Origin of the sequence: Superficieibacter electus (assembly GCF_002915575.1) — a bacterium.
In the GTDB taxonomy this organism is placed as follows: domain Bacteria; phylum Pseudomonadota; class Gammaproteobacteria; order Enterobacterales; family Enterobacteriaceae; genus Superficieibacter; species Superficieibacter electus.
The window spans coordinates 149,225-174,080 of sequence record NZ_PQGD01000011.1; the positions used below are offsets into that span (position 1 = coordinate 149,225).

The following is a 24,856-nucleotide window of genomic DNA, read 5'->3' on the forward strand; positions in this document are numbered from 1 at the left end:
CCCTAACCCTCTCCCTCAAGGGAGAGGGAACGGTATGGCGTGGCGTCAGCACCGGCGATCATCCGACCTTACGTTGCGACACCGGACGCGCTGGCTCAAGACGGGCCAGCAAACTCACCCCGAACGCCGGGCTGCCCCCTCTCCCTCAGGGAGAGGGCGGAGGTGAGGGTGGTTTCCGCCAGCCTTTTCCCCCTCACCCTAACCCTCTCCCTCAAGGGAGAGGGAACAGTATGGCGTGGCGTCAGCATCGGCGATCATCCGACCTTACGTTGCGACACCGGACGCGCTGGCTCAAAGCAGCCAGCAAAACTCCCCCCGAACGCCGGGCTGCCCCCTCTCTCTCAGGGAGAGGGCGGGGGTGAGGGTGGTTTCCGCCGGCCTTTTCCCCCTCACCCTCTCCCTCAAGGGAGAGGGAACGGTATGGCGTGACGTCAGCACCGGCGATCATCCGACCTTACGTTGCGACACCGGACGCGCTGGCTCAAGACGGGCCAGCAAATTCACCCCAAACGCCGGGCTGCCCCCTCTCCCTCAGGGAGAGGGCGGGGGTGAGGGTGGTTTCCGCCCAGGCTGTACCGCTCCCCCACCCCCACAATCTTTGAATCCCATCACAATCACCGCAACGATCTTTTCCCTTTTCCACCGCGCCCGCTAAATTAGTAACTCATCCGACCACATAACAATAATTTTACATACTGGAAGCAATTATGAGCTACCCGTCGCTATTTACACCGCTCGATCTGGGCTTCACCACCCTGAAAAATCGGGTGCTAATGGGTTCCATGCATACGGGCCTGGAAGAGCGCCCCGATGGGCCGGAAAGGCTGGCGGCGTTTTATGCGGAACGTGCCCGTCACGGCGTGGCGCTGATTGTTACTGGTGGCGTTGCCCCTTCTCTTTCCGGTGTCACGATGGAAGGCGGCGCAGTATTAACGGACCCCGCCCAGGTCGCGCACCATCGTCCGATCACCGATGCGGTACATCAGGAAGGCGGCAAAATTGCGTTGCAAATTCTGCATACCGGACGCTACAGCTACCAGCCACAGCCGGTCGCCCCTTCCCCTCTTCAGGCCCCGATTAACCGCTTTGCGCCACGTGAGTTAACGCATGGCGAGATCCTGGCGCTGATTGATGATTTTGCCTGTTGCGCCATGCTGGCCCGGCAAGCAGGCTATGATGGCGTAGAAGTGATGGGCTCTGAAGGTTATCTGATCAACGAATTTCTGGCAGCACGCACCAATCAGCGTGACGACGAGTGGGGAGGAGATTACACCCGCCGCATGCGTTTTGCGATTGAGGTGGTGCGCGCCATCCGTGCTCGTGTCGGTGACGAATTTATTATTATCTATCGCCTGTCGATGCTCGATCTGGTAGAAAATGGCGGCACGCTGGCAGAAACCATCCGGCTGGCGCAGACGCTTGAGTTAGCGGGAGTCACTCTTATTAACACCGGCATCGGCTGGCATGAAGCTCGCGTTCCCACCATCGCCACCCCTGTTCCACGCGGTGCGTTTAGCTGGGTGACGCGTAAACTGAAGGGAAAAGTCACGATCCCGCTGATCACCACTAACCGAATTAACGATCCGCAGATCGCGGAGGCGATCCTCGCCCGTGGCGATGCGGATATGGTCTCCATGGCGCGCCCTTTTCTTGCCGACCCGGAGATCCTCTCTAAAGCGCAGGCTAATCGGGCTGACGAAATCAATACCTGCATTGGTTGTAATCAGGCTTGTCTGGATCAGATTTTCGCCGGCAAGGTGACCTCATGCCTGGTTAACCCGCGCGCCTGCCATGAAACACTCATGCCCATCCTCCCCGCCCGCAAAAAGAAAAATCTGGCAGTGATCGGCGCAGGTCCGGCAGGACTTGCCTTTGCGGTCAACGCCGCGTCACGCGGGCACCGCGTGACGCTATTCGATGCGCAGGGCGAAATCGGCGGACAGTTTAACATTGCCAAACAGATCCCCGGCAAAGAAGAGTTTTATGAAACGCTGCGCTACTACCGACGAATGCTTGATCTCACCGGTGTAACCCTTCAGCTCAACCATGTCGTTACGGCGGATCGGCTTTCCTTATTTGATGAAGTGATCCTCGCCAGCGGTATTGAACCCCGGCGTCCCCCCATCGACGGCCTCGATCATCCAAAGGTGCTGACCTATCTCGACGTCTTACGGGATAACGCGCCGGTGGGTGAACGGGTGGCCATTATTGGCTGTGGCGGCATTGGTTTTGATACCGCGATGTACCTGAGCCAGCCCGGCGATCCCACCAGCCAGAATATTGCTGAGTTCTGTGTCGAATGGGGAATCGACACCAGTCTTAATCAGCGCGGCGGCCTGCGCCCGGAAGGCCCGCAACTCCCGAAAAGCCCGCGCCAGATAGTGATGCTCCAGCGCAAAGCCAGCAAGCCGGGCGACGGTCTAGGCAAAACCACCGGCTGGGTGCACCGTGCCACGCTGCTGGCGCGCGGGGTAAAAATGATCCCCGCCGTCAGCTATCAGAAGATTGACGACGACGGATTACACTTATTGATCGGCGGCGAGCCGCAGGTATTGAACGTGGATCATGTGGTGATCTGCGCAGGCCAGGAGCCGCGCCGCGAACTGCTCGACCCGCTGAGAGCGGCGGGCAAGACGGTGCACGTAATCGGTGGCTGCGACGTGGCGCTGGAGCTGGATGCCCGACGCGCCATTGCGCAGGGCACCCGGCTGGGGCTGGAAATTTAGCGCCTGCGACCCAACTTGACCGCCTTCAGCACCACAAATTTGCTGTTGGTGGCAATCGTCTCGCAGTTACCGAAAATCTTCTTCAGCTTGTGGAAGTAGTCGAGATGACGGTTGGCAACAATATACAATGCGCCGTTAATTTTCAGACAACGGCGTGCATGATGGAACATCTCCCACGCGATGTTATCCGTCAGCGCATGCTGCTGATGAAACGGCGGGTTGCACAGCACGGCGTTGAAGCGGAAAGGCTCCACGCCGGAGAGCGCGTTGTTGATCATAAACTCACAGCGATCCAGTGCATCCGGCAGGTTGGTTTCTACGTTCAGACGGCTTGACGCGACTGCCATCGGCGATTCATCGACAAACACCACTTTCGCTTCGGGGTTCTTATCCAGCAGCGTGAGGCCAATGACGCCGTTACCACAGCCCAGATCAACCACTTCGCCTTCCAGATTTTCCGGCAGATGCTCGATAAAGAAGCGTGCGCCAATATCCAGCCCGGTGCGCGAGAAGACGTTAGCGTGATTATGGATAGTCCAGTCGGTGCCTTCCAGCGTCCAGCTCAGCGTTGGTGAAGCCTCTGCCAGTGCCGGATTGCTGAAAGTGCAGTTAATCAGCCGCGCTTTTTTCCATGCCAGCGTGGTCGTGGTCGGGCCAAGCACCTTCTCAAAAATCGCCAGCGTGGAAGTATGGATATCGCGGGCTTTCGCCCCGGCAATAATGCGTGTTTGCGGCGTCACCACGTCGCGTAAGGCGCGCAGTTGTTGCTCGAGCAGCGCCATTGTCTTCGGGATCTTAATCAAAACAATACCCGGCGCTTGTGGATACGGCGCAGTGCTGTCGAGGAACGTTACGTTGCCTTCCGGAATATCATTGTGACGTAAGTTTTCCCGCGTACCGAGTTCGCTTAAGTACGAATCGCCGATGCTAAACGGCTTGTGCTCCGCCAGCGCGCAGCTCAATGCGCCGAACGTATCGTTAAAAATCAGGATAGGGCCGCTGATGACGGTATCGTCCAACTGTTGCAGCAGATAATCATCCGCTGCTTCCCACGCCTGTAGCGGGTTGACGTCATCCGTTTCAGGGAAGCGTTTAAGATCCAGTGAACGGAAACCGTTGTCTATGTGGCTCATCGGCCCTCCAGAATGGTAAAATTGCGGTGTTATCCCTAAAAGGGTGCGTGAGTATACACTTTTTATGTTTGGCGTGGGCAAAGATGAATCAACTTACTTATTTACAGGGCTACCCGGAAAACCTGCTGGTTCAGGTGCGCACGCTGATTGCCGAACAGCGGCTCGGCGAGGTGCTGCAAAAGCGTTATCCCGGAAATCACGCGTTCACGACTGATAAAGCCCTCTGGCAATATACTCAGGATCTAAAAAGCCAGTATCTGCGCAATGCGGCACCAATCAATAAAGTGATGTATGACAATAAGATCCACGTATTGAAAAACGCACTGGGTTTGCATACGGCTATCTCACGCGTACAGGGCGGAAAGCTAAAAGCAAAAGCGGAAATCCGCGTGGCTACCGTGTTTCGTCATGCACCGGAGCCGTTTTTGCGCATGATCGTGGTTCACGAACTGGCGCACCTGAAGGAGAAAGACCATAACAAAGCCTTTTACCAGCTCTGCTGTCATATGGAACCGCACTATCACCAGTTGGAGTTTGATACCCGACTATGGCTGACGCATCTGGACCGGGCGTAAATCCGAAAAAACAGCTGACAAGGTAGAATTTCACTTGCACTGGCGTAAAATAACCCTGTTTTTATATACAGGGATTGTTTATGTTGACGCTGACTCCTCATGCGCTGGATGCGCTACTTGATAAACTCATTTCCGCCACTCTTCATACACCGCTGTTTATCTGGGGCGCACCGGGGATTGGTAAAAGTCAGGTTGTGCATCAGGTGGCACAGCGTCATCACTTACCCGTTATTGATGTTCGTTTGAGCCAGTTGATGCCTGGTGATATCCGCGGGTTGCCAGTGGCTGATCATTCCTCTCGCCAGTCTGTTTTCTATCCTCCTGACTTTCTTCCCACCGATCCCGCCGCACAGGGCATTCTGTTTCTGGATGAATTTAATCAGGCACCGCCAGCAATGCAGGGCATCACGCAGCAACTTATTCTCGACAGGCGGGTGGGCAGCTATCAACTGCCGGCGGGTATTACGATTATTGCCGCCGGTAACCGTAAACAGGATCGCACAACGGTTTACGATCTGCCCGCGCCGGTTGCCAATCGTTTTTTGCATCTGACGCTCAGCGTTGATTTATCCTGCTGGCGGCGTTACGCCCAGCAGCAGAATGTACATGAACATATTCTCGCCTTCCTTGCGTTTCGTGGCGACGATTTGCTGCACAAAATAGCAGCCGATAGCCCCGCCTGGCCCAGCCCTCGCAGCTGGATGATGGCGAACGATCTCTATCAGCAGGGGCTACCCGTTGAACTGGCCGTCGGTTCAGGGTGTGCGACCGAATTTGAAGCGTTCACGGAAATCTATCAGTCCCTGCCGGACATCGACCATATTCTGCAAGGTAAAGCGGCCTCCACGAGCCGTTTTCCTCATGATCCCAGCGCGCGTTGGGCAACGATAACCGCGCTGGTGCTGCGGCAACAGGAGGCAAAAAGCGCGTTCAATGCAGCATGCTGGCTGGTGAAACAGGCCAGTGCCGAGTGGCTTCAGCGTTTCTTCAGCGAACTTCTTCCGCTGTTGCGCGAGAATAATCAGCTTTCAGCGTTTGCTAAGCAGGTCGATAAACATGCCGAAGTAAAACGGTGGCTGGATGACTATTTACAACGCTACGCCTGACGACTCGCTCTGGCAGGAAAAATGGCAAACTATGCGTATCCGTTTGATGCGTAAATCGCCCTTTTTCGGCACGCTGGCGCTGTATCTTGCTCTGGAAGAAGACGACCAGTTGCACCATTTCCAGGTCGATGCACGTTCGATGTTTGTTAATCCTGCGCACATCCTGCAACTCGACGAACCCACGCTGGAGTTTCAATTTTTACATGCGCTGCTGCATATTGCCCTGCAACATCCGCAGCGGATGGGAAACCGCGACGCACAAAGATGGGAAGTCGCGTGTGATATTGTCGTCAACGGCATTATTGCCACCCATAACGACACGCTGAAAGCACAGAGAAAAGCGACGTTTCGCCTGCCACCAGACATGTTGCGCGACACTGCACTCGAACAGTTGTGCGTCGAGGAAATTTATCAATTGCTGGTGAAACAGCCGCAACGCTGCCAGGCGTGTAGTAAGGAAGGCCCCGGGGAAAATTGCTTACGCCGCGGCGGGCAAGCCGAATCGCAAACTACGCCGTGGCGTAAGGCCCTGGAGTCCGTCCGTCAGGTGCAGCGCCATCAGGGGGACGATCCGCTCGCGGCTTTTCTTGATGTAGCAGAAGCGGTCGGGCCGCAAATCCCCTGGCGCGAGTTACTCTGGCACTACCTTACCCCTTCTGCCAGCGACTTCTGCCAGTGGGATCGGCGTTTTGTCTGGCAGGAAAGCTATCTGGAATATCTCGAAGATCAACGGGTGACTGTCGCTATTTGTGTTGACACCAGCGGCAGTATCAGTACGTCCGAGCTGTCTGCCATGCTTGAGGAAGTTCAGGCTATCGGACGGTGCTATCCCGATCTGACTATCCTGTTGTGGTATGCCGATGCGGCGCTTTATGGCCCCTGGGAGCTTGACACATCATCCCCGAATATACCTGCGCCCGTGGGCGGTGGCGGGACGGATTTTCGTCCCTTCTTTCAGCGCGTAACATCGCTCACTTGTCCGCCTGCCGTTGTGCTCTACATGACCGATGGTTATGGGAAATTCCCCGCGCAGACGCCCTCTCTGCCGACAATTTGGCTGGTGCCCCCCGGAGGCGCACGCCCTAAGCAGTTCCCTTTTGGTCAGGTTATTCAGCAACTAAATTAAGGATAATCAACATGTTCACGCTCTTAGAAAATGCCCGCAGCAACACGGTTGGAAAAATTCTCGCCGGGACCGAATTCAAGCTTTTACTGCTGGAGCATGGCTGGGAAGGGTTACCTGTCAGCTTTATTCGTACCGTTGCCAAATCAGCCGACGCGCCGTTGAAATCCCTGATGCAAATCATCGGGCGGCTTTCGTTAAAAGAGCAGGATGATGTCATGCGCAATGGTCGCAACACCTTTGCGCAAATGGCGATTTTATGGCCCGAGCTGTTTGATGCCTTGCAGATTTGGCAATGCGAGAACCAGCAGCAGGCGTTTGATAAATTAAGCGCCTTGCAAAACGTGCCGCAACATTGGACCCCGCTTGATTCTCCTGAAAATAAATGGGCTTTTGTTTATTTCTGTGGTTCCCCTTCTGTAGAAGGCCGTTTCATTGAACAGCTCAGCAAGAACACCACCGATAATAGCCTCCTGATTCATACGCTTTGCCGTCACCCTTCCCCGCAGGTACGTCATACGCTGTTGGTGTATTGTCAACTGATCCGCGACGATCTCCTTTTCCTGCTGGATGACGCTGACGCAGGCGTGCGTAGCCTGCTGCCAATGCACTTAACGGAAGACAGCGTCATCCTGGAACGGCTTAGCAGGGATGAAGAAGAACTGGTACGTTCCGCCGTGGCGGAATTTACGCCCGATGAAAACCTCCAGCGGCGTCTGGCGGAAGATGCCAGCCCGCTGGTAGCCCTGCGCTTGCTGCATAATAAAACGCTGTCTGACAATGTACTGGAGAGGCTAACGCGTCATCCTTGTGCGCTACAACCCACCGATCCGCGAAACAATTTCCATGCCCGGCGGCACGAGGAAAATAAGGCTGAACTCGCCTCCAGACTGAGACAACTCATCAACCCCACGCCCGAGTCTTGCGATCGGCTGCGCGACGATCGCATCTTTGAAATGAACTGCTTGCTGATCCACCATCCCCGTGTGCCGGAGACCTTTCTCCAGACCGTTGCCACGTCGTCATATAAAAATCTGAAGCGGGAGCTTGTTGTGCGCGACGTTTTGCCGCAACAGGTGATTGATACGCTATTTCAGGATGAAGACAGCGAGATCGTTAATGCGCTCAGAAGACAGTGCATGAGCAAAGGCATCCCCTGCGAGCTGGATTTTGCCGCGCTGGCCAATTCCAGTGACAAAGATGAGGTATACCTCGCCGCCCAACATCCTCAGTGCCCTGCCGATCTGCTGGAACATATTTACCTTAAAGGCGATTTCAAAGTCCGTTCTTTTGTCATCTGGAACGTTGGCGCACCGCTTTCTCTGCTGGAACGCTGCCTTGAGGAATACCGGGATACCAGCGACATTAATTTGCAATTTTTTGTGCTGGGCGGGCTGGCAAGTGCGCCCAACAGTAGCGAGGAGATCCTGCTTACTCTTGCCGACCATCCAAACCAGTCTGTGCGCTGGAGCCTTAGCGACCGCACACAGTTCTTCCCGGCGCTACTGGAAAAACTTATCCACGATAAAAAAGCAGACGTTCGCGCCTGGCTGGCGCAAAACCCGGCGTGTCCGGAATCGGCATTAGTGGCCCTGGCCGGCGATAAATCCGTTAAGGTACGTCGTAGGCTGGCCAAAAACCCCAACGTGCCCCTGTCTGTGCTGGAGGCACTGGCCAACGACGGTGACGCCCGGACCGCACGCATTTGTAAGCGGCATTATAATGTTCGATTGAAAGCGCAAAAATAAATCAAGGAGTGAAAATGATGCGATCCTTTATTACTACACTCATCAACGCCTGGGACCCAATGACGCTTCAGCCCGGACGGCTGGCTCCCGAAGATGAATACGATCTGGAAATCAAAAAAATCATGCGTTTTCTTCAGACGGCAGAAAAGCTCGATGAAACGACATTGAGCGATGCCATCAGCCACATATTTCACCGAAGCTTTTCAGGGTGTTATGCCTCCAGAGAGGAACGGCGTATTGCGCGGGAAATCCTGCGCCACCTCCAGGCGCGAGACGATGCTGTTGCGGTAATGAACAAGGAACGCGCCTGATGCACATAATAGAAAGCGTAAAGCCCCTGATGCGGCTTGTGTTTTCCCGCCAGTGCTTCATTCTTTGTGCTCTGCTGGCGCTGATTGCCGCTGGCATCATCTTTTATGCCCAGCACGTCATTGTTGAGGCGACCCAACAGCGTACCTGGAATGACGTGCACACCATTCCTGGCCGCAAAGTGGGCCTGGTGCTCGGCGCAAAGCCGGGTAACCGCTACTTCAACCGACGCATTGATGCCGCCGCCGATCTCTACCATGCGGGAAAAGTGAAATGGCTGCTGGTGAGCGGCGATAACGGCAACAAACATTACGATGAACCTTCTGCTATGCAGCAGGCACTGATTGCCAAAGGCGTTCCGCAAAGTGCGATTTTCTGCGACTACGCCGGGTTTTCTACCCTGGATTCCGTCGTACGCACTCACGACGTTTTTGGCGAAAATCGCATTATTATCATTTCGCAGCAATTTCATAATCAGCGTGCCATTTGGCTGGCACAACAGTATGGCATTGATGCGATCGGCTACAACGCGAAAGACTTAAACAATAAGCATGGAAGATATACACAACTGCGGGAAAAACTGGCCCGCGTTAGCGCCGTGCTGGATGCCAAAATATTCCATCGCCAGCCAAAATATCTCGGCCCGCGTGTCGTCATACAGCCCAATGTCAGCAGTGGCTGTCCGGCAACGCCCGCCGCATAACACAGGAGCCAGCACAGGAAGATGATGGAACTTACCGTTGAAACAGTGTTAGCCCAGGCCCCGGACAATGCCTCTGTTAAGGCGGCTCGCGGGTTGGTCGCCCCGGCAAAATGGCAGAGTCTGGCGGGCAACGAATTGACGCTCTGGGGAGAATGCAAAGGTAGCGGCTCCCGTCCCTATCAGGTGCGTGTCGATCTCAATGATATGGCCTGTAAATGCTCATGTCCCAGTCGTAAATTCCCCTGTAAACACGCACTGGCGCTACTGCTTCTGCGGGTACAAAACGGCGACACCTTTACGTCAGGTGAACCGCCGGAGTGGGTAACCGAGTGGCTGGCCTCCCGGCAGCAGCGTGCGGAGCGCAAAGAAGAAAAAGCGCAAAAAGCGAAAACCGTCGATCCCCAGGCCGCTGCTCGTCGCGATGCGGCACGGTGGGAACGGATGGCAGCAGGGGTAGATGAGCTGGAGCGATGGCTGAGCGATCGGACCCGTTACGGCATCGCGCAACTGTCAGGGAAATCAAACCCCTGTCGCGACATCGCAGCGCGTATGGTGGATGCCCAACTGCCCGGAATAGCCGCCAGACTCAAACAGATGGATGAGCTTATTGATGCCGGCAGCGACTGGCCTGCTCGCCTGCTGGGGCAGATGGGTGAAATTCAACTCTTACTTGATGCTTTCCGACAGCGGGGATCATTAACCCCTGAGGAACAGGCTGACCTGCGCACGGCGCTGGGGATCACAACGGATAAAAACGACGTTGCCGATCAAACCGCCATGGACGATAGCTGGCTCATTCTCGGCCAGCATATCGAAGAAGAAGGCAAGCTCTGGCGTCGCCGGGTGTGGCTGTACGGGCAAGACAGTCAGCGAACCGCTTTACTACTTGAGTATTCTCACGGCGCAAAACGCTTCGAACATCTTTATGTCACCGGGCAGGCGGTGCGAATGACGCTGGCCTTTTATCCCGGTGCCGCTCCCGTGCGTGCCCTGCCGCTGACCACGCCCGTGCCAGCACCTGTCTTTGCACCGCCGGTAACTTCACTTGCGCAAGCCCTGGATGCCATGACCGACATGCTGGCAAGCCACCCCTGGCAGTGGCCAATATTAATGATGCTAAGCGGTATCTCACTCACATTGATAGATGCGCAATGGCAGTGTCAAACCGCGCAGGGTCATCTCCTGCCGACCCGCCTCAGCGCCCAGGAGCGCTGGGAGCTGCTGGCTATAAGCGGTGGTACGGAAATAGCGCTTATCGGTGAATGGGATGGCGAATGGCTGCAGCCCCTCAGCGCGTGGGACGGTAGCACTATGATCTGGCAAGCAGGAGATGCATTATGACACTGTTGAATACTCTGGCAAATCAAGTGATTGGTGGCACAGAGAAGCGTGTACCTCAGATCCCTGTCATGGATAATGCTATCGGCCATCTGTTGTCTGAACTGACTGAACAGGCGACGCCAGAGCAAAACGTGCTTCGTGCAGCGGGGATATTGTCGCTATGTGAGCATGCAGGTTGGCAACCCGCGCAGAGGGAGAACCTTACGCTGACGCCAGCACCTGCTGAAACCCGTGAGGTCATTGACGATCGCGGTACGCTGCAAACTCTGCTCAATGATGCCCCCCAGCGCTTACGCTATCAGGCCCTGACACAAGTTGCGACATCTGGCATGCGGCCCGCGCCGCGGTTACTTCCGGCGCTGTTGGAATTAGGGCGCAAAGAAAAGCTGCTAAGTCCTGCGGTCAAAGCGGTTTTAGGCGAACGAGGACGCTGGCTGGCGAATCTCAATCCGCAATGGGACTGGGTGTGCGCGATACCGGATGAAAATACGGCTGCCGAAGCGCGTGAACGGTTGACACAGGATCGTTCTGACTTGCATGCCAGGGAACGGGCGGCCCTGCTGGATGTGCTGGCTCAGGACTTGTCCAGTGCTGATGAACCATTGCTCGACGCTTTTCTGTGCGATCGCAGTAAAGAGGTGCGCCTCGCGGCGGCTGAGATGTTGTCCACGCTGCCTGATAGCGCCTATGTCGCCCGCATGACCAGTCGGGTCAGCGCGTTATTGCATGAAAAGGAAGAGACGTCATTGCTGCTCAGGCTTAAAAAACGGTTATCCGGCGAGCGCGTCCCTGAATATCAGCTTGACGCCCCGGAGCAGTTTGCTGATGAGTGGAAACAGGATGCGCTGGAAGAAAAAAAAGGGGCTGGCGAACGGCTGGGACAACGCGCATGGTGGCTTTATCAACTGATTCGCGCCGTCCCGCTACGCTGGTGGCAGCAGCAGTTGCAGGCTACTCCGGCAGAATTGTTAGCCTGGGCGGCGAATACCGACTGGCAGGCCGTACTGCTTCGGGCCTGGCTGGCGGCCACCCTGCGTGAACGCAATAGTGAGTGGGCAGAAGCCTTTGTCTCGCTGATCCCGGAAGGACACATCAACACTAACTTAGCCGATGTTTATATCGATCTCTTCGAGCTACTGGCACTTATGCCGCTGGCACAACGGCAAGAAAGAATTTTTCATCAGCTTGTCGCCTTTGATGTCAACAAACAAAAGTCCATCAGGCTTGGCAATTTATGCAGCCAGCTGGAACGCACGTTGCCACTTGAGGCATCCCCCTTTGACCCGCAACTGGCAGCGCAAGTCGTGACCACACTTCATCAATGGGTGCAGCAAAAGCACGCGGTGTATGACTATGAGCTACGTCATGCCATCGGCGATATCGCCTGCCTGCTGCCTGCCGATATGCTTGATGACGTCATTAATCACTGGCCGCGCGACGCCAGTCAGGAGCCTTGCTGCGAAGAGGTACTTCATCGTCTTTCTATCGTCGTTGCCTGGCGCAAAAACCTTCAAACCCTTTTTAGCAGAGAGAATGCATTATGAGTAATACCAGCGCAGTGAATATTTTACGTCGGCATGCTGAAGAACAGTTTGCGCAGGAGCTGGCCGAATTACAGAAAGTGGACAACCGCCCGCGCCCCGAAAACTGGGTTATCTCCCCGTGGGCCGTGGCAACCTATCTGCTGGGTGGGCGGCTGGATAATGGTTTTGAGGTGACGGCAAAATATATTGGTAACCGCAGGATCATCGAAACGGCGGTCGCTACGCTGGCAACCGATCGCGCGCTGCTGCTGTATGGCGTACCCGGTACGGCGAAATCCTGGGTATCCGAGCATTTAGCCGCAGCGATTAGCGGTGACTCCACGCTGATCATTCAGGGCACGGCAGGCACCAGCGAAGAGCAAATGCGCTACGGCTGGAACTATGCTGAGTTGCTCTCTAAAGGGCCGTCCCGCGCCGCGCTGGTGGAAAGTCCCCTGATGCGCGCGATGGCGCAGGGCCAGATTGCCCGCGTAGAGGAGTTAACCCGTATCCCGGCGGATGTGCAGGATACGCTGATCACCATCCTGTCAGAAAAAATGCTGCCGGTGCCGGAACTGAATGATGAGGTCCAGGCGGTACGCGGCTTTAATGTCATCGCCACCGCCAACAACCGTGATAAGGGCGTGAATGAACTCTCTTCTGCCCTGAAACGCCGCTTTAATACCGTCGTGTTGCCGGTGCCAGCCAGTGAAGATGAGGAAGTCAATATTGTCTCCCGCCGGGTTGCCGAACTTGGGCAGGCGCTGCAACTCCCTGCCGAGCCGCCTGCATTGAAAGAAGTACGCCGTGTGGTGCAAATTTTCCGTGAACTGCGTAACGGGCAAACGGAAGACGGCAAGATGAAAATTAAATCACCTACCAGCACGCTGAGTACCGCCGAAGCCATCTCGGTGATCAATAACGGTATGGCGTTGGCCGCGCATTTTGGCGACGGCGTACTCCACAGCCGCGATATTGCTGCCAGCCTGGTGGGTGCGGTGATTAAAGATCCGGTGCAGGATGACGTGGTGTGGCGCGAGTATCTGGAGACTATCGTTAAAGAGCGGAGCGACTGGAAAGATCTCTATCGCGCCTGTCGTGATATCGATTAATAAGCGGGTATGAGCTGATATGTCCGATCACACTGTTCATCTGTTCGGTATTCGCCATCACGGCCCTGGCTGTGCGCGAAGCCTGTTGACGGCGCTGGAAGCGTTACAGCCCGACTGCCTGCTGGTTGAAGGCCCGCCCGACGGCGAGGCGATGCTGCCGCTGATCCCGCATGAAAACATGCAGCCTCCGGTGGCACTGCTTATCTATGCACCTGAGCAGTCACAACGCGCCGTGTTCTATCCTTTTGCCCACTTCTCGCCCGAGTGGCAGGCGCTACGTTACGGGCTGGAGCGTCAAATCGCCGTGCGGTTTATGGACCTGCCCATCGCCCATCAGTTTGCACTTGAGCAGGCGCAGGAAAACGAAACGTCGGAGACGCTGGCGCAAGAAGCACACGAGGAAACGGCTCCCTCCGTTGCACCCGCAGAAGAGATGGAAGAAGAGGCCAGCCACTTTTATGGCGATCCTCTCGACTGGCTCGGCCGCGCCGCCGGTTATCAGGACGGCGAAAGCTGGTGGAATCACATGGTCGAAGAGCGCGCAGACGATCTAACGCTTTTTGATGCCATTCGTGAGGCGATGACCGCCCTGCGTCAGGACTCACCGGTCGCCGAGCGCAGCGCAGCAGAGCAGCACCGGGAAGCACTGCGCGAAGCCTGGATGCGCAAAGTTATTCGTCAGGCGCAGAAAGAGGGATTCTCACGTATTGCCGTCGTCTGTGGAGCATGGCACGTTCCGGCGCTGGAGAACGCTCCCCCGTTAAAAACGGATAATGCACTGCTGAAAGGGCTGCCCAAAATGAAGGTCGAGGCGACCTGGACGCCGTGGAGCAATCAGGCGCTGAGCCGGGCCAGTGGCTATGGTGCAGGTATCCATGCGCCAGCGTGGTATGGGTATTTGTGGCAAAATCAGCAGCCTGCAATGCGCAGTATCGGCTGGCTGGCCCGTGCGGCCGCCCTGTTTCGCGAGGCGGATATTGACTGCTCCAGCGCCCATATCATTGAAGCCGCACGGCTGGCCGAAGCGCTGGCGGCAATGCGTGAACGGCCTCAGCCCGGGCTTGACGAGTTGTGCGAAGCGTTGCAGACCGTGGTCTGTATGGGTGAAAGTGCTCCGCTGGAATTGATCCGCTCCCGCCTCATTATTGGCGACGGCATTGGCTGCATCCCGGATGAAACGCCAGCCGTCCCCCTTCAGCGCGACCTCATGCAATTGCAAAAATCGTTGCGTCTTAAACCAGAAGCCAGCCAGAAAACGCTGGATCTGGACTTACGTAAACCGAACGATCTGGCGCGTAGTCATTTGCTCCACCGTCTGACACTGCTGGGCATTGTCTGGGGGCAGCGGCAAAAAGAAGGGTACAGCGCAAAAGGTACCTTCCATGAAATCTGGTCATTATGTTGGGAACCCAGGCTGGCGATGGACATTATTACCGCCAGCCGCTGGGGAAATACCCTCCTTGAGGCCAGTACGGCGAAAAGCCTCGATCTCGCCCGCCAGACCACGCATTTACCGGCGCTGGCATCGCTGATTAATACGGTGCTGCTCGCTGACCTGAGCGAGGCAATCACGCCGGTAGCACGGGCGCTTGAATCGCTAGCTGCGACCAGCGGAGATACCGCGCATCTGCTGGAAACCCTGACGCCGCTGGTAGCAATTGTGCGTTATGGCAACGTGCGTCAGACCGACAGCAGCATGGTCAACGCGGTGCTGGCAAGCCTGGCTCCGCGTGCTGCTATTGGTTTACCGGCAGCCTGCTCGTCACTGAACGATGAAAGCGCAGCCGCCATGAAGCCGCGTATTACCGACGCACACAGTGCGCTGGCCTTGCTGGAAGAGGAGTCGCTACTGGGCGAGTGGTATCAGGCGCTGGGTCGGTTAACCCGGGGCGAGGGTCCGCATCCACTGCTTCAGGGGCTGGCAACACGTTTGCTGTTTGATGCCGGGCAAGGTTCGCTGGAGGATACCGCAACCCTGATGAGCCGGGCGCTCTCGTCTGCGGTGCCACCAGCAAACGCAGCAGCCTGGGCAGAGGGTTTCCTCAATGACAGTGCCATGCTGCTTCTGCATGACGACACGTTATGGCAGGTGCTGGATGACTGGCTGGCCGGGCTGACTGCTGACCATTTTCGCACCATTCTGCCGATGATGCGTCGTACGTTCGGCCAGTTTACCTCACCCCAGCGTCAGCAACTGGGCGAACGCGCCAGCCAGCAGCATAACGCCACCTCCGCCATCGCCAGTAGCGAGGCTGAGTGGGATGTACAGCGTGCGGCGCGTACAGTTCCTTTATTACGTCGAATTCTCGCCCTTCCTCCGGAGGCACCATGCAAAACACAATAAACCACGACAGGGATGAAAACGAACGCCTGCGGCGCTGGCGGCTGGTGCTCGGTAACGATGCCAATAACGCCTGTGGCGTCACGCTAACCGAGCAGGAAAGCGAGATGGATTTAGCCCTCGCCGCCCTGTACCAACCGGATGGCAAAAACGGTCTGCGCGGAGGCAATGAGGCATCGTCGCCAAAAGTGGCGCGCTGGCTGGGCGATATTCGTAAGTATTTCCCCGCTTCGGTTGTCCAGTTGATGCAGAAAGACGCCTTCGAACGTCTCAATCTGCACCGGATGCTGCTGGAGCCTGAAATGCTCGCCAACGTACAGCCGGATGTACATCTGGTCTCGACGTTAATGTCGCTTCGCGGGGTGATCCCCACCAAAACGAAAGAGACGGCCCGGCTGGTGGTGCATAAAGTTGTCGATGAGCTGATGAAAAAGCTCGAAGAACCGATGCGCAGCGCGGTCAGCGGCGCACTCAACCGCGCCGTGCGTAATCGCCGTCCGCGCCATGCAGAGATTGACTGGCAGCGCACAATCCGCGCTAACCTGCGCCACTGGCAGCAGGACTACCAGACTATTGTTCCCGAAACGCTGATCGGCTATGGGCGCAAGTCTCAGCGTACGCAAAAAGAAATCATTCTGTGCATCGACCAGAGCGGCTCTATGGCTTCCTCCATCGTCTATTCCAGCATTTTTGGCGCGGTGATGGCCTCATTGCCTGCGGTCAAAACCCACCTGGTGGTCTTCGATACCGCCGTGGTTGATATGACTGAACAGCTTGACGATCCGGTGGAGTTACTGTTTGGCGTACAGCTGGGCGGCGGCACGGATATCAACCGCGCGGTGGGTTACTGTCAGTCGCTGGTGCGCGATCCGCAAAACACGATTCTGGTGCTGATCTCCGATTTGTATGAAGGTGGCGTGGAACGTAACCTGCTTCAGCGTGCCAGTGAACTGGTGCAGTCCGGTGTACAAACTATCGCCCTGCTGGCGCTCAGCAATGAGGGTGCGCCTTTTTATGATAAGGCGCTGGCGGCTAAGCTGGCGGGGCTGGGTGTGCCCTCCTTTGCCTGTACCCCGGATCACTTCCCCGGCATGATGGCAGCGGCAATTCGCAAGGAAGACATCAACTTATGGGCGGCGCAGCAGGGCATGATTGCCACCCGATAATCTGAAAATTGTCCGCACGTGAGGGCTACGCAACTTTTTCAGCGCCGCCAGTATGCTACTCTGCACGCTGACGCTTTGGCTAAAGGACCTACGATTTATGATACGTTTCGCAGTCATTGGCACAAACTGGATCACCCGTCAGTTTGTCGATGCCGCCCATGAAACCGGTAAATTTACGTTAACCGCCGTTTATTCGCGCCGTCTGGAGCAGGCGCAGCACTTCGCCAGTGATTATCCGGTAGAACATTTGTTTACCTCGCTGGAAGAAATGGCTAACAGCGACGCCTTTGATGCGGTGTATATTGCCAGCCCAAACTCCCTGCACTTCCCGCAAACGCGACTGTTTCTCAGCCATAAAAAACATGTGATTTGTGAAAAACCGCTGGCGTCTAACCTGCGGGAAGTCGAAGAAGCGATTGCCGTGGCGCGGGAAAATCAGGTGGTGCTGTTTGAAGCGTTTAAGACCGCCAGCCTGCCTAATTTCCTGCTGCTGCAACAGTCGCTGCCCAAAGTGGGCAAAATCCGTAAGGCATTTATTAATTACTGTCAGTATTCCTCCCGCTATCAGCGCTATCTGGACGGCGAAAATCCAAACACCTTTAATCCGGCGTTTTCTAACGGGTCGATTATGGATATCGGCTTTTACTGTCTGGCCTCAGCGGTGGCGTTGTGGGGCGAGCCGCACAGCGTTCAGGCTTCGGCCAGCCTGCTGGCAAGCGGTGTGGATGCCCACGGCACGGTGGTGCTGAACTACGGTGACTTTGACGTGACGCTGCACCACTCCAAGGTAAGCGATTCGGTGCTGGCGAGCGAGATTCAGGGTGAGAATGGATCGCTACTGATCGAAAAAATCTCCGAGTGTCAGAACGTGGCTTTTGTGCCGCGCGGCGGCAAAGCGCAGGATCTCACTCAGCCACAGCATATCAATACTATGCTCTACGAGGCGGAGGTTTTTGCACGGCTGGTAGAAACCCGTGAGGTTAATCATCCGGGGCTGGCGGTAAGCCGGACCACCTCAACGTTGCAAACGGAGATCCGTCGCCAGACCGGGGTGGTATTCCCGGCGGATGACGTGAGCACGCAGGTGAGCGCGTAAAACTGTGTAAAAGGCAGGTTGCAGAGCATTGACCCGCTGAATGCCCTGTCATACTTTGTTACCTGCAAAGGGGAGTAACTTCATTGCCGGTGGATCGTCATTACGATACGGAAATCCGTATCCGGTCGCCGGGCAACGCGGGTTACGCTGACGTCTGCCGGATGGCGCTGCGCTTATCCGGCCTACAAAAAGCAGCTCTGATACGCACTGCGTACCCGGCTCTGCAATGTAGATCCGATACGCCAAATGCCATCCGGTCTACCAATCGTAGGCCCGATACGCCAAACGCCATCCGGTCTACCCCATCGTAGGCCCGATAAGCGAAGCGTCATCGGGCAGGCAACCAGCGTGACATGACGTTGTAAGTGAGACCTTGCCGGAAGGCGAGGTCTGTGCATGAAACACGCAACGGCTGACGTCTTCTGACCTCAGCCGTTATTGTTTTTATGCGTAAGGAGTTACTCTATGAATACCGTCGGCACACCGTTGTTATGGGGCGGATTCGCAGTTGTGGTGGTGATTATGCTGGCTGTCGATCTGCTGTTGCAGGGGCGACGCGGCGCTCACACCATGTCGATGAAACAGGCCGCCGCCTGGTCTCTGGTCTGGGTCAGTCTCTCTTTGCTCTTTAACGCCGCCTTCTGGTGGTATCTTGCGACGACGCAAGGTCGCGCCGTCGCCGATCCGCAGGCGCTGGCCTTTCTCACCGGCTACCTGATTGAAAAAGCGCTGGCGGTAGATAACGTCTTCGTCTGGCTGATGCTGTTCAGCTATTTTGCCGTGCCTGCCGCCTTACAGCGTCGCGTGCTGATCTACGGCGTGCTCGGCGCAATTATCCTGCGAACCATCATGATTTTTGCCGGTAGCTGGTTGATAACCCAGTTTGAGTGGCTGCTGTACGTTTTCGGCGCGTTCCTGCTGTTTACCGGCGTCAAAATGGCGCTGGCGAAAGAAGGCGAAGGTGGGATCGGTGAAAAGCCGGTGGTACGCTGGCTACGCAGCCATTTGCGCATGACGGATACCATTGAGGGCGAACACTTCTTCGTGCGTAAAAACGGCCTGCTGTTTGCCACGCCGCTACTGCTGGTGCTGATCCTGGTTGAGCTGAGCGACGTGATCTTTGCGGTTGATAGCATCCCGGCGATCTTTGCGGTGACCACCGATCCCTTTATCGTCCTGACCTCGAACCTGTTTGCGATCCTCGGCCTGCGTGCAATGTACTTCCTGCTGGCGGGCGTTGCGGAACGCTTCTCCATGCTGAAATACGGGTTGTCGATTATCCTGGTATTTATCGGTATTAAGATGCTGATCGTCGATTTTTACCATATACCGATCGCCATCTCCCTGAGCGTGGTATTTGGTATTCTGGTCATTACGCTGCTGATTAACTTTTGGGTAAATTACCAGCGCGATAGGCAACAGCAGCGGCGGTAACCTTCCGCCACGCCTGCACACAATGTAGATTGGCGAAATCAATGGCCCGACGGCGGTTGGGCTTTTTTGCTTAATATGTCACAATATTGTTAATTAAAAGTTATAAAACATGATCCGCTCATAAAATCCAGCATATTTCGCTTCCCGAACCTTGTTCTTTCCTTATACTCGACCAGGCAAACACTTTGTTACATCCTGAAAAATTCGTCATTAGAGCGAGCACGGGATGAGCAACAACACAATGAAAGGATCGAAAAATGACAACGCAACGTACACCGGGGCTATTGCAGCGCGTGGCCCAGGGGAGCCTGGTTAAGCAAATTTTGGTGGGCCTGATACTGGGTATCTTAGTGGCATGGATTTCAGCGCCAGCGGCGGTCGCCGCAGGATTGCTGGGCACACTGTTCGTCGGCGCACTTAAAGCCGTCGCGCCAGTGCTGGTGTTAATGCTGGTCATGGCGTCAATCGCCAATCATCAGCACGGGCAAAAAACCAATATTCGTCCGATTTTATTTCTTTATCTGCTGGGCACCTTCTCTGCCGCCCTCGCCGCCGTGGTATTCAGTTTTGCCTTCCCGTCAACGCTACACCTGGCCAGCAGCGCAAATGACATTGTGCCGCCGTCCGGTATTGTGGAGGTGTTGCGCGGCTTACTGTTAAGTATGGTCGCCAACCCGATCGACGCTCTGCTTAACGCCAATTATATCGGTATTCTGGTATGGGCCGTTGGCCTGGGTTTTGCCCTGCGCCACGGCAACGATACCACTAAAAATCTGGTTAACGATGTGTCTGACGCGGTTACCTTTATGGTAAAAATGGTTATCCGTTTCGCACCGATTGGTATTTTTGGTCTGGTTTCTTCGACGCTGGCGACCACCGGCTTTGCCGCCCTGTGGGGCTATGCGCAGCTATTGGTCGTGCTGGTTGGCTGTATGTTGCTGGTCGCGCTGGTAATTAACCCGCTGCTGGTTTTCTGGAAAATCCGCCGTAATCCATTTCCGCTGGTATTTACCTGCCTGCGTGAAAGCGGTGTTTATGCCTTCTTTACCCGCAGCTCTGCCGCAAATATTCCGGTCAACATGGCGCTATGCGAGAAGCTGAATCTGGACAGGGATACCTATTCCGTTTCCATCCCGCTGGGTGCCACCATCAACATGGCCGGTGCAGCTATCACGATCACGGTACTTACCCTGGCGGCAGTCAGTACGCTGGGGATACCGGTAGATCTGCCGACGGCGCTGCTACTAAGCGTAGTAGCCTCACTGTGTGCATGCGGCGCATCCGGCGTAGCAGGCGGTTCGCTACTGCTGATCCCACTGGCGTGCAATATGTTTGGCATCCCGAACGATATCGCGATGCAGGTCGTCGCGGTAGGCTTCATCATCGGTGTATTACAGGATTCCTGTGAGACCGCGCTGAACTCTTCTACCGATGTGCTGTTCACGGCGGCGGCGTGTCAGGCTGAAGATGAACGGCTGGCGAATAACGCTCTGCGTAACTAAAAGTACCGCCTCTCCACTACCGGGTGGAGGGGCTTTCTTGCTGTACGCTTTTTTCAATCTTAAACGGATCGATACCGCGGCGCTGCATGCGCCAGAAGCGAATAATATTCAGGCCGTTCATCACCAGAAAGCTACCCTCAATCAGCGTGCCCCCAATTGAGCCGAGCCAGAAGTTATGCGCTACCCAACAGGCGGTGGAGCACCACATGACGCAGCGAGTCGTCAGCCCTTTACAGCGAAACAATGCCCAGGTGCTGACGGTGGTACCAATAATCGGCAGCAGCTCCATCGCATGTTCCAGCCTGCTGAGGCCAAGCACCAGCGTCAGGACGATAAAAACGCCCATCACCCATAGCCGCCGCGTTTTCATTGAGATGACGGTACGGATCGCATTAAGCTCCGCACTCATGCCCGCGGGAAATGCGCCCATCAGAAAAAAGTGCAGCCCGATTACCGCACTGTATACAGCAAGCTGAAGTTTGAAGCGCCGCTCATCGCGGTTGATAAAGGTAGTAATACCAATCAAAAAGGCGATGACACCAACGCCCTGGGCCAGCCAATACGTGGTCATGACAAATCCTTAGCGGACAGGAGAAATAGAAACGGCGCTTCATTATATGAAACGCCGTTTTAAAATGCTAACTATCAATATTTACAGCGTGACGCCACTTTTAAAAATCGCCAGCTCGCGGAAATCGTTGCGCTCGTTGCAGGCTTTTTTGCCGCTGGCGATGTCGACGATGGTGTCGACGAATTCGCTCAGCAACTGCGGCATGGCTTTGCCGTGAATAAGCTGCCCGGCATCAAAATCAATCCAGTGCTTTTTCTTCGCGGCCAGTTCGCTGTTGGTGGCAATCTTAACGGTCGGCACAAAACCGCCGTACGGTGTGCCGCGACCGGTACTGAACAGCACCATATGACATCCGGCTCCGGCCAGCGCACTGGTGGCGACCGCATCGTTACCCGGCGCGCTCAGCAGGTTAAGGCCTGGGGTTTTCAGCCGCTCGCCGTAGCGCAGCACATCAACCACCTGACTGGAACCCGCCTTTTGCGTACAGCCCAGCGATTTATCTTCAAGCGTCGTGATACCGCCCGCTTTGTTGCCCGGCGACGGGTTTTCATAAATCGGCTGATTATGGGCGATGAAATACTGCTTGAAATCGTTGACCATGGTCACCAGCTTGTCAAACGTCTGTTCGTCGCGACAATGGCTCATCAGCAGTTGCTCTGCGCCAAACATCTCCGGCACTTCGGTCAGCACAGTGGTACCGCCGTTGGCAATGACGTAGTCAGAGAAGCGGCCAAGCATCGGGTTGGCCGTGATCCCGGACAGACCGTCTGAACCGCCACACTCCAGGCCGAATTTCAGCTCGCCCAGTCTGCCCGGCTCGCGCTTGTCGTGGCGCATGACCTCATATAACTGATGCAGATGCTCCAGCCCGGCTTCAATTTCGTCGTCCTGATGTTGCAGGACCATAAAGTGCACGCGCTCCGGATCGAAATCGCCCAGCGTCTCGCGGAACACATCGACCTGATTGTTTTCACAGCCGAGACCGATAACCAGCACCGCGCCCGCGTTCGGGTGACGCACCATGTTTTGCAGCATGGTACGGGTATTGATATGGTCGTCGCCCAGCTGCGAGCAGCCGTAGGTGTGACTAAACAGGAAAACGCCATCGGTGCCTTGCGCGTCGTTGGTCTCTTTTAAAAAACGATTCTGGATCTGCCGGGCGATGCCGTTGACGCAGCCCACCGTCGGTAATATCCACAGCTCATTACGTACGCCAACGTCACCGTTGGCGCGGCGGTAAATTTGAACTTCTCGATCCGCAGGCTGTACTTCTTCAGCCTGGAAATCAGGTTGATAGCGATACTCGTCCAGATCGCTGAGGTTAGTGCGCGTGTTATGGGCGTGGATATGTTCCCCTGGCGCAATATCCGTCAGCGCATGACCAATAGGCAGACCATATTTTGTGACGTTTTCCCCTTTCGCAATGGCACTCAGGGCAAACTTGTGCCCACGCACCACGTCCTGACGCAGCGTGACTGACTGCCCGTCAACGGTCACTTGCGTACCGTTTTCCAGGTCAGCCAGCGCGACGGCGACGTTGTCCTGCGAATGGATCTTAATGTATTGCATATCAACCAACCTCAAGGCTTAGTTCAGTTCAATGGCGAAGTAGTCACGCGCATTGTTAAAGCAGATATTTTTTACCATCTCGCCCAGCAGCTGGATATCCGCCGGGGCTTCGCCCGCATGCACCCAGCGGCCAATCATCTGGCACAGAATGCGACGGAAGTATTCATGGCGGGTATAGGAAAGGAAGCTACGGCTGTCGGTCAGCATACCCACGAAGCGGCTTAGCAGGCCCAGCTGCGCCAGTTGGGTCATCTGGCGTTCCATGCCGTCTTTCTGATCGTTAAACCACCAGCCGGAACCGAACTGCATTTTGCCCGGCATGCCTTCGCCCTGGAAGTTGCCAATCATGGTGCCCAGCACTTCGTTATCGCGCGGGTTCAGACAATACAGGATGGTTTTCGGCAGCAGGTTTTGCTCGTTCTGTTTGCTCAGCAGCTTAGACAGCTCTTCTGCCAGCGGACGGTCGTTGATGGAGTCAAAACCGACGTCCGGCCCCAGCAGTTTGAACTGGCGCTGGTTGTTATTGCGCAGCGCACCGATATGGTACTGCTGCACCCAGCCGCGACGGGCGTATTCTGCGCCAAGGAACACCAGTACGGCGGTTTTGAACTGGGCAACTTCATGCTCGTTCAGGCTCTCACCGGCGAGGCGACGCGCCAGAATGCTGTCCAGCTCACTTTCATTCGCTTCGGCAAATAGCACCACGTCAAGCGCGTGATCGGAGACTTTACAGCCGTGGGCGGCGAAGTGATCCAGACGTTTGGTCAGCGCAGTTTGCAGATCGGTAAAGCGACGGATGTCGGTGTCGGAGACTTCACCCAGCTTCGCCATGTAGTCGTTAAAGGTCGCCTGTTCAATGTTAAAGGCTTTATCAGGACGCCAGCTCGGCAGCACTTTAATGGTAAAGCTGGTGTCTTTGGCAACACTGGCATGGTGCTCAAGCGAGTCAATCGGATCGTCCGTGGTGCCAACCATCTTCACATTCATCTGCTGCATGATGCCACGCGCGGTGAATTTATCCTGCGCCAGCAGTTCATTGCCGCGCTCCCAGATTTCATCGGCGGTAGACGGCGACAACAGCTTACCTGTAATACCAAACGGGCGACGAAGCTCCAGATGGGTCCAGTGGTATAACGGGTTGCCAATGGTTTGCGGCACTGTAGCAGCCCACGCGTCAAACTTCTCGCGGTCGCTGGCATCGCCGGTACACAGGCGTTCAGCCACACCGTTGGTGCGCATGGCGCGCCATTTGTAGTGATCGCCTTTCAGCCAGATATCATACAGGTTTTTAAAGCGGTAGTTATCGGCAATCTGCTGCGGCGGCAGGTGGCAGTGAAAATCAAAAATCGGCTGGTCTTTAGCGTAGTCGTGGTAGAGACGGCGGGCAAATTCGGTATCCAGCAGGAAATCTTCAGTCATAAACGGGGTCATTTCATCTTCCTCTCAGAGAGTGCGTCTGATGTCTATGTTCAATGCTGACAAAGTTATCACACCAATTTCTACAGTCCGAGCATATTTTCGTGAGTTAGATCAATAAAAGAGGATAAAAAAACTACCTCCTGATGAGTAAATCAATGTCAACTCATTGTTATTAAACACCTTTATCGCGCATATCTATATCCTTACAAAGATTCACACATTTGTGACGGCACTCACCTTTTAAAGTTGTATGACAAGTTATCTTTCTGCCGTCGCAATACATAGATTTACACAATACATCGATGACCAATTATTCATCAGATTTACCGGTATGGACGCCGATGACTTACGAAGTCTTT

At 55.5% G+C, this 24,856-nt stretch carries 19 protein-coding genes; 15 read left to right on the top strand and 4 right to left on the bottom strand.

Annotation, left to right across the window (positions count from 1 at the left end; all coding sequences use genetic code 11):
* Window positions 1-707 precede the first annotated feature (707 nt).
* Window positions 708-2,726, top strand: a complete 2,019-nt coding sequence (locus CHU32_RS15065) for an oxidoreductase (protein WP_103750880.1) — start codon at window positions 708-710, stop codon at window positions 2,724-2,726.
* Here the strand turns inward: CHU32_RS15065 and rlmG are convergent.
* On the bottom strand, window positions 2,723-3,859 hold the full coding sequence (rlmG, locus tag CHU32_RS15070; protein ID WP_103676583.1) for a 23S rRNA (guanine(1835)-N(2))-methyltransferase RlmG: 1,137 nt from the start codon (window positions 3,857-3,859) through the stop codon (window positions 2,723-2,725). The genes CHU32_RS15065 and rlmG overlap by 4 nt on opposite strands.
* 83 nt (window positions 3,860-3,942) lie before the next feature.
* Here rlmG and CHU32_RS15075 point away from each other — a divergent pair, with 83 nt between their 5' ends.
* The 14 genes from CHU32_RS15075 (at window position 3,943) to sstT (ending at window position 20,938) form a co-directional block, all read left to right on the top strand.
* Window positions 3,943-4,434, top strand: coding sequence for a M48 metallopeptidase family protein (locus tag CHU32_RS15075; RefSeq protein WP_103676584.1), 492 nt, complete (start codon window positions 3,943-3,945; stop codon window positions 4,432-4,434).
* An 80-nt stretch (window positions 4,435-4,514) separates the two neighbouring features.
* Complete coding sequence (locus CHU32_RS15080) at window positions 4,515-5,540, top strand: AAA family ATPase (protein WP_103676585.1); 1,026 nt, start codon at window positions 4,515-4,517, stop codon at window positions 5,538-5,540.
* Window positions 5,515-6,666 carry a vWA domain-containing protein gene (locus CHU32_RS15085; RefSeq protein ID WP_103676586.1) on the top strand — a complete coding sequence of 384 codons (1,152 nt, stop codon included), beginning with the start codon at window positions 5,515-5,517 and terminating at the stop codon, window positions 6,664-6,666. The genes CHU32_RS15080 and CHU32_RS15085 overlap by 26 nt, the downstream gene beginning before the upstream one ends.
* Window positions 6,667-6,677: 11 nt before the next feature.
* Window positions 6,678-8,411: a hypothetical protein gene (locus CHU32_RS15090; RefSeq protein ID WP_103676587.1), complete on the top strand. Its 1,734-nt coding sequence runs from the start codon at window positions 6,678-6,680 to the stop codon at window positions 8,409-8,411.
* Between the two features lie 14 nt (window positions 8,412-8,425).
* Window positions 8,426-8,722 carry a DUF1871 family protein gene (locus CHU32_RS15095; RefSeq protein WP_103676588.1) on the top strand — a complete coding sequence of 99 codons (297 nt, stop codon included), beginning with the start codon at window positions 8,426-8,428 and terminating at the stop codon, window positions 8,720-8,722.
* The gene (locus tag CHU32_RS15100) at window positions 8,722-9,423 is read left to right on the top strand and encodes a SanA/YdcF family protein (protein WP_103676589.1); all 702 of its coding nucleotides are present in this window, start codon (window positions 8,722-8,724) and stop codon (window positions 9,421-9,423) included. Before CHU32_RS15095 ends, CHU32_RS15100 begins: the two co-directional genes overlap by 1 nt.
* A 21-nt stretch (window positions 9,424-9,444) precedes the next feature.
* Window positions 9,445-10,764: an SWIM zinc finger family protein gene (locus CHU32_RS15105; RefSeq protein ID WP_245880225.1), complete on the top strand. Its 1,320-nt coding sequence runs from the start codon at window positions 9,445-9,447 to the stop codon at window positions 10,762-10,764.
* Complete coding sequence (locus tag CHU32_RS15110) at window positions 10,761-12,308, top strand: DUF5691 domain-containing protein (protein WP_103676591.1); 1,548 nt, start codon at window positions 10,761-10,763, stop codon at window positions 12,306-12,308. Before CHU32_RS15105 ends, CHU32_RS15110 begins: the two co-directional genes overlap by 4 nt.
* The gene (locus tag CHU32_RS15115; RefSeq protein ID WP_103676592.1) at window positions 12,305-13,399 is read left to right on the top strand and encodes an ATP-binding protein; all 1,095 of its coding nucleotides are present in this window, start codon (window positions 12,305-12,307) and stop codon (window positions 13,397-13,399) included. Before CHU32_RS15110 ends, CHU32_RS15115 begins: the two co-directional genes overlap by 4 nt.
* Before the next feature lie 19 nt (window positions 13,400-13,418).
* Window positions 13,419-15,743 (top strand): DUF5682 family protein, encoded by a 2,325-nt coding sequence (locus tag CHU32_RS15120; protein ID WP_103676593.1) that lies wholly within the window; start codon window positions 13,419-13,421, stop codon window positions 15,741-15,743.
* On the top strand, window positions 15,728-16,906 hold the full coding sequence (locus tag CHU32_RS15125) for a VWA domain-containing protein (RefSeq protein ID WP_103676594.1): 1,179 nt from the start codon (window positions 15,728-15,730) through the stop codon (window positions 16,904-16,906). Before CHU32_RS15120 ends, CHU32_RS15125 begins: the two co-directional genes overlap by 16 nt.
* A 97-nt stretch (window positions 16,907-17,003) precedes the next feature.
* Window positions 17,004-18,002, top strand: a complete 999-nt coding sequence (locus tag CHU32_RS15130; protein WP_103676595.1) for a Gfo/Idh/MocA family protein — start codon at window positions 17,004-17,006, stop codon at window positions 18,000-18,002.
* A 465-nt stretch (window positions 18,003-18,467) separates the two neighbouring features.
* Window positions 18,468-19,436, top strand: a complete 969-nt coding sequence (locus tag CHU32_RS15135) for a TerC family protein (protein ID WP_103676596.1) — start codon at window positions 18,468-18,470, stop codon at window positions 19,434-19,436.
* Between the two features lie 257 nt (window positions 19,437-19,693).
* The gene (gene sstT, locus CHU32_RS15140) at window positions 19,694-20,938 is read left to right on the top strand and encodes a serine/threonine transporter SstT (RefSeq protein ID WP_103676597.1); all 1,245 of its coding nucleotides are present in this window, start codon (window positions 19,694-19,696) and stop codon (window positions 20,936-20,938) included.
* A gap of 16 nt (window positions 20,939-20,954) precedes the next feature.
* Here the strand turns inward: sstT and CHU32_RS15145 are convergent, their stop codons facing one another.
* The 3 genes from CHU32_RS15145 to uxaC form a co-directional block, all read right to left on the bottom strand.
* Window positions 20,955-21,509: a YgjV family protein gene (locus CHU32_RS15145; protein WP_103676598.1), complete on the bottom strand. Its 555-nt coding sequence runs from the start codon at window positions 21,507-21,509 to the stop codon at window positions 20,955-20,957.
* A gap of 81 nt (window positions 21,510-21,590) precedes the next feature.
* On the bottom strand, window positions 21,591-23,078 hold the full coding sequence (locus CHU32_RS15150) for a UxaA family hydrolase (protein ID WP_103676599.1): 1,488 nt from the start codon (window positions 23,076-23,078) through the stop codon (window positions 21,591-21,593).
* An 18-nt stretch (window positions 23,079-23,096) separates the two neighbouring features.
* Complete coding sequence (gene uxaC / locus CHU32_RS15155) at window positions 23,097-24,509, bottom strand: glucuronate isomerase (protein ID WP_103676600.1); 1,413 nt, start codon at window positions 24,507-24,509, stop codon at window positions 23,097-23,099.
* Window positions 24,510-24,856: the final 347 nt, after the last annotated feature.

Excerpts from the sequence above, each read along its gene's own strand:
- CHU32_RS15065 (WP_103750880.1), top strand. The coding sequence starts at position 708 with ATGAGCTACCCGTCGCTATTTACACCGCTCGATCTGGGCTTCACCACC.
- rlmG (WP_103676583.1), bottom strand. The coding sequence starts at position 3,859 with ATGAGCCACATAGACAACGGTTTCCGTTCACTGGATCTTAAACGCTTC.
- CHU32_RS15075 (WP_103676584.1), top strand. The coding sequence starts at position 3,943 with ATGAATCAACTTACTTATTTACAGGGCTACCCGGAAAACCTGCTGGTT.
- CHU32_RS15080 (WP_103676585.1), top strand. The coding sequence starts at position 4,515 with ATGTTGACGCTGACTCCTCATGCGCTGGATGCGCTACTTGATAAACTC.
- CHU32_RS15085 (WP_103676586.1), top strand. The coding sequence starts at position 5,515 with ATGACTATTTACAACGCTACGCCTGACGACTCGCTCTGGCAGGAAAAA.
- CHU32_RS15090 (WP_103676587.1), top strand. The coding sequence starts at position 6,678 with ATGTTCACGCTCTTAGAAAATGCCCGCAGCAACACGGTTGGAAAAATT.
- CHU32_RS15095 (WP_103676588.1), top strand. The coding sequence starts at position 8,426 with ATGATGCGATCCTTTATTACTACACTCATCAACGCCTGGGACCCAATG.
- CHU32_RS15100 (WP_103676589.1), top strand. The coding sequence starts at position 8,722 with ATGCACATAATAGAAAGCGTAAAGCCCCTGATGCGGCTTGTGTTTTCC.
- CHU32_RS15105 (WP_245880225.1), top strand. The coding sequence starts at position 9,445 with ATGATGGAACTTACCGTTGAAACAGTGTTAGCCCAGGCCCCGGACAAT.
- CHU32_RS15110 (WP_103676591.1), top strand. The coding sequence starts at position 10,761 with ATGACACTGTTGAATACTCTGGCAAATCAAGTGATTGGTGGCACAGAG.
- CHU32_RS15115 (WP_103676592.1), top strand. The coding sequence starts at position 12,305 with ATGAGTAATACCAGCGCAGTGAATATTTTACGTCGGCATGCTGAAGAA.
- CHU32_RS15120 (WP_103676593.1), top strand. The coding sequence starts at position 13,419 with ATGTCCGATCACACTGTTCATCTGTTCGGTATTCGCCATCACGGCCCT.
- CHU32_RS15125 (WP_103676594.1), top strand. The coding sequence starts at position 15,728 with ATGCAAAACACAATAAACCACGACAGGGATGAAAACGAACGCCTGCGG.
- CHU32_RS15130 (WP_103676595.1), top strand. The coding sequence starts at position 17,004 with ATGATACGTTTCGCAGTCATTGGCACAAACTGGATCACCCGTCAGTTT.
- CHU32_RS15135 (WP_103676596.1), top strand. The coding sequence starts at position 18,468 with ATGAATACCGTCGGCACACCGTTGTTATGGGGCGGATTCGCAGTTGTG.
- sstT (WP_103676597.1), top strand. The coding sequence starts at position 19,694 with ATGACAACGCAACGTACACCGGGGCTATTGCAGCGCGTGGCCCAGGGG.
- CHU32_RS15145 (WP_103676598.1), bottom strand. The coding sequence starts at position 21,509 with ATGACCACGTATTGGCTGGCCCAGGGCGTTGGTGTCATCGCCTTTTTG.
- CHU32_RS15150 (WP_103676599.1), bottom strand. The coding sequence starts at position 23,078 with ATGCAATACATTAAGATCCATTCGCAGGACAACGTCGCCGTCGCGCTG.
- uxaC (WP_103676600.1), bottom strand. The coding sequence starts at position 24,509 with ATGACCCCGTTTATGACTGAAGATTTCCTGCTGGATACCGAATTTGCC.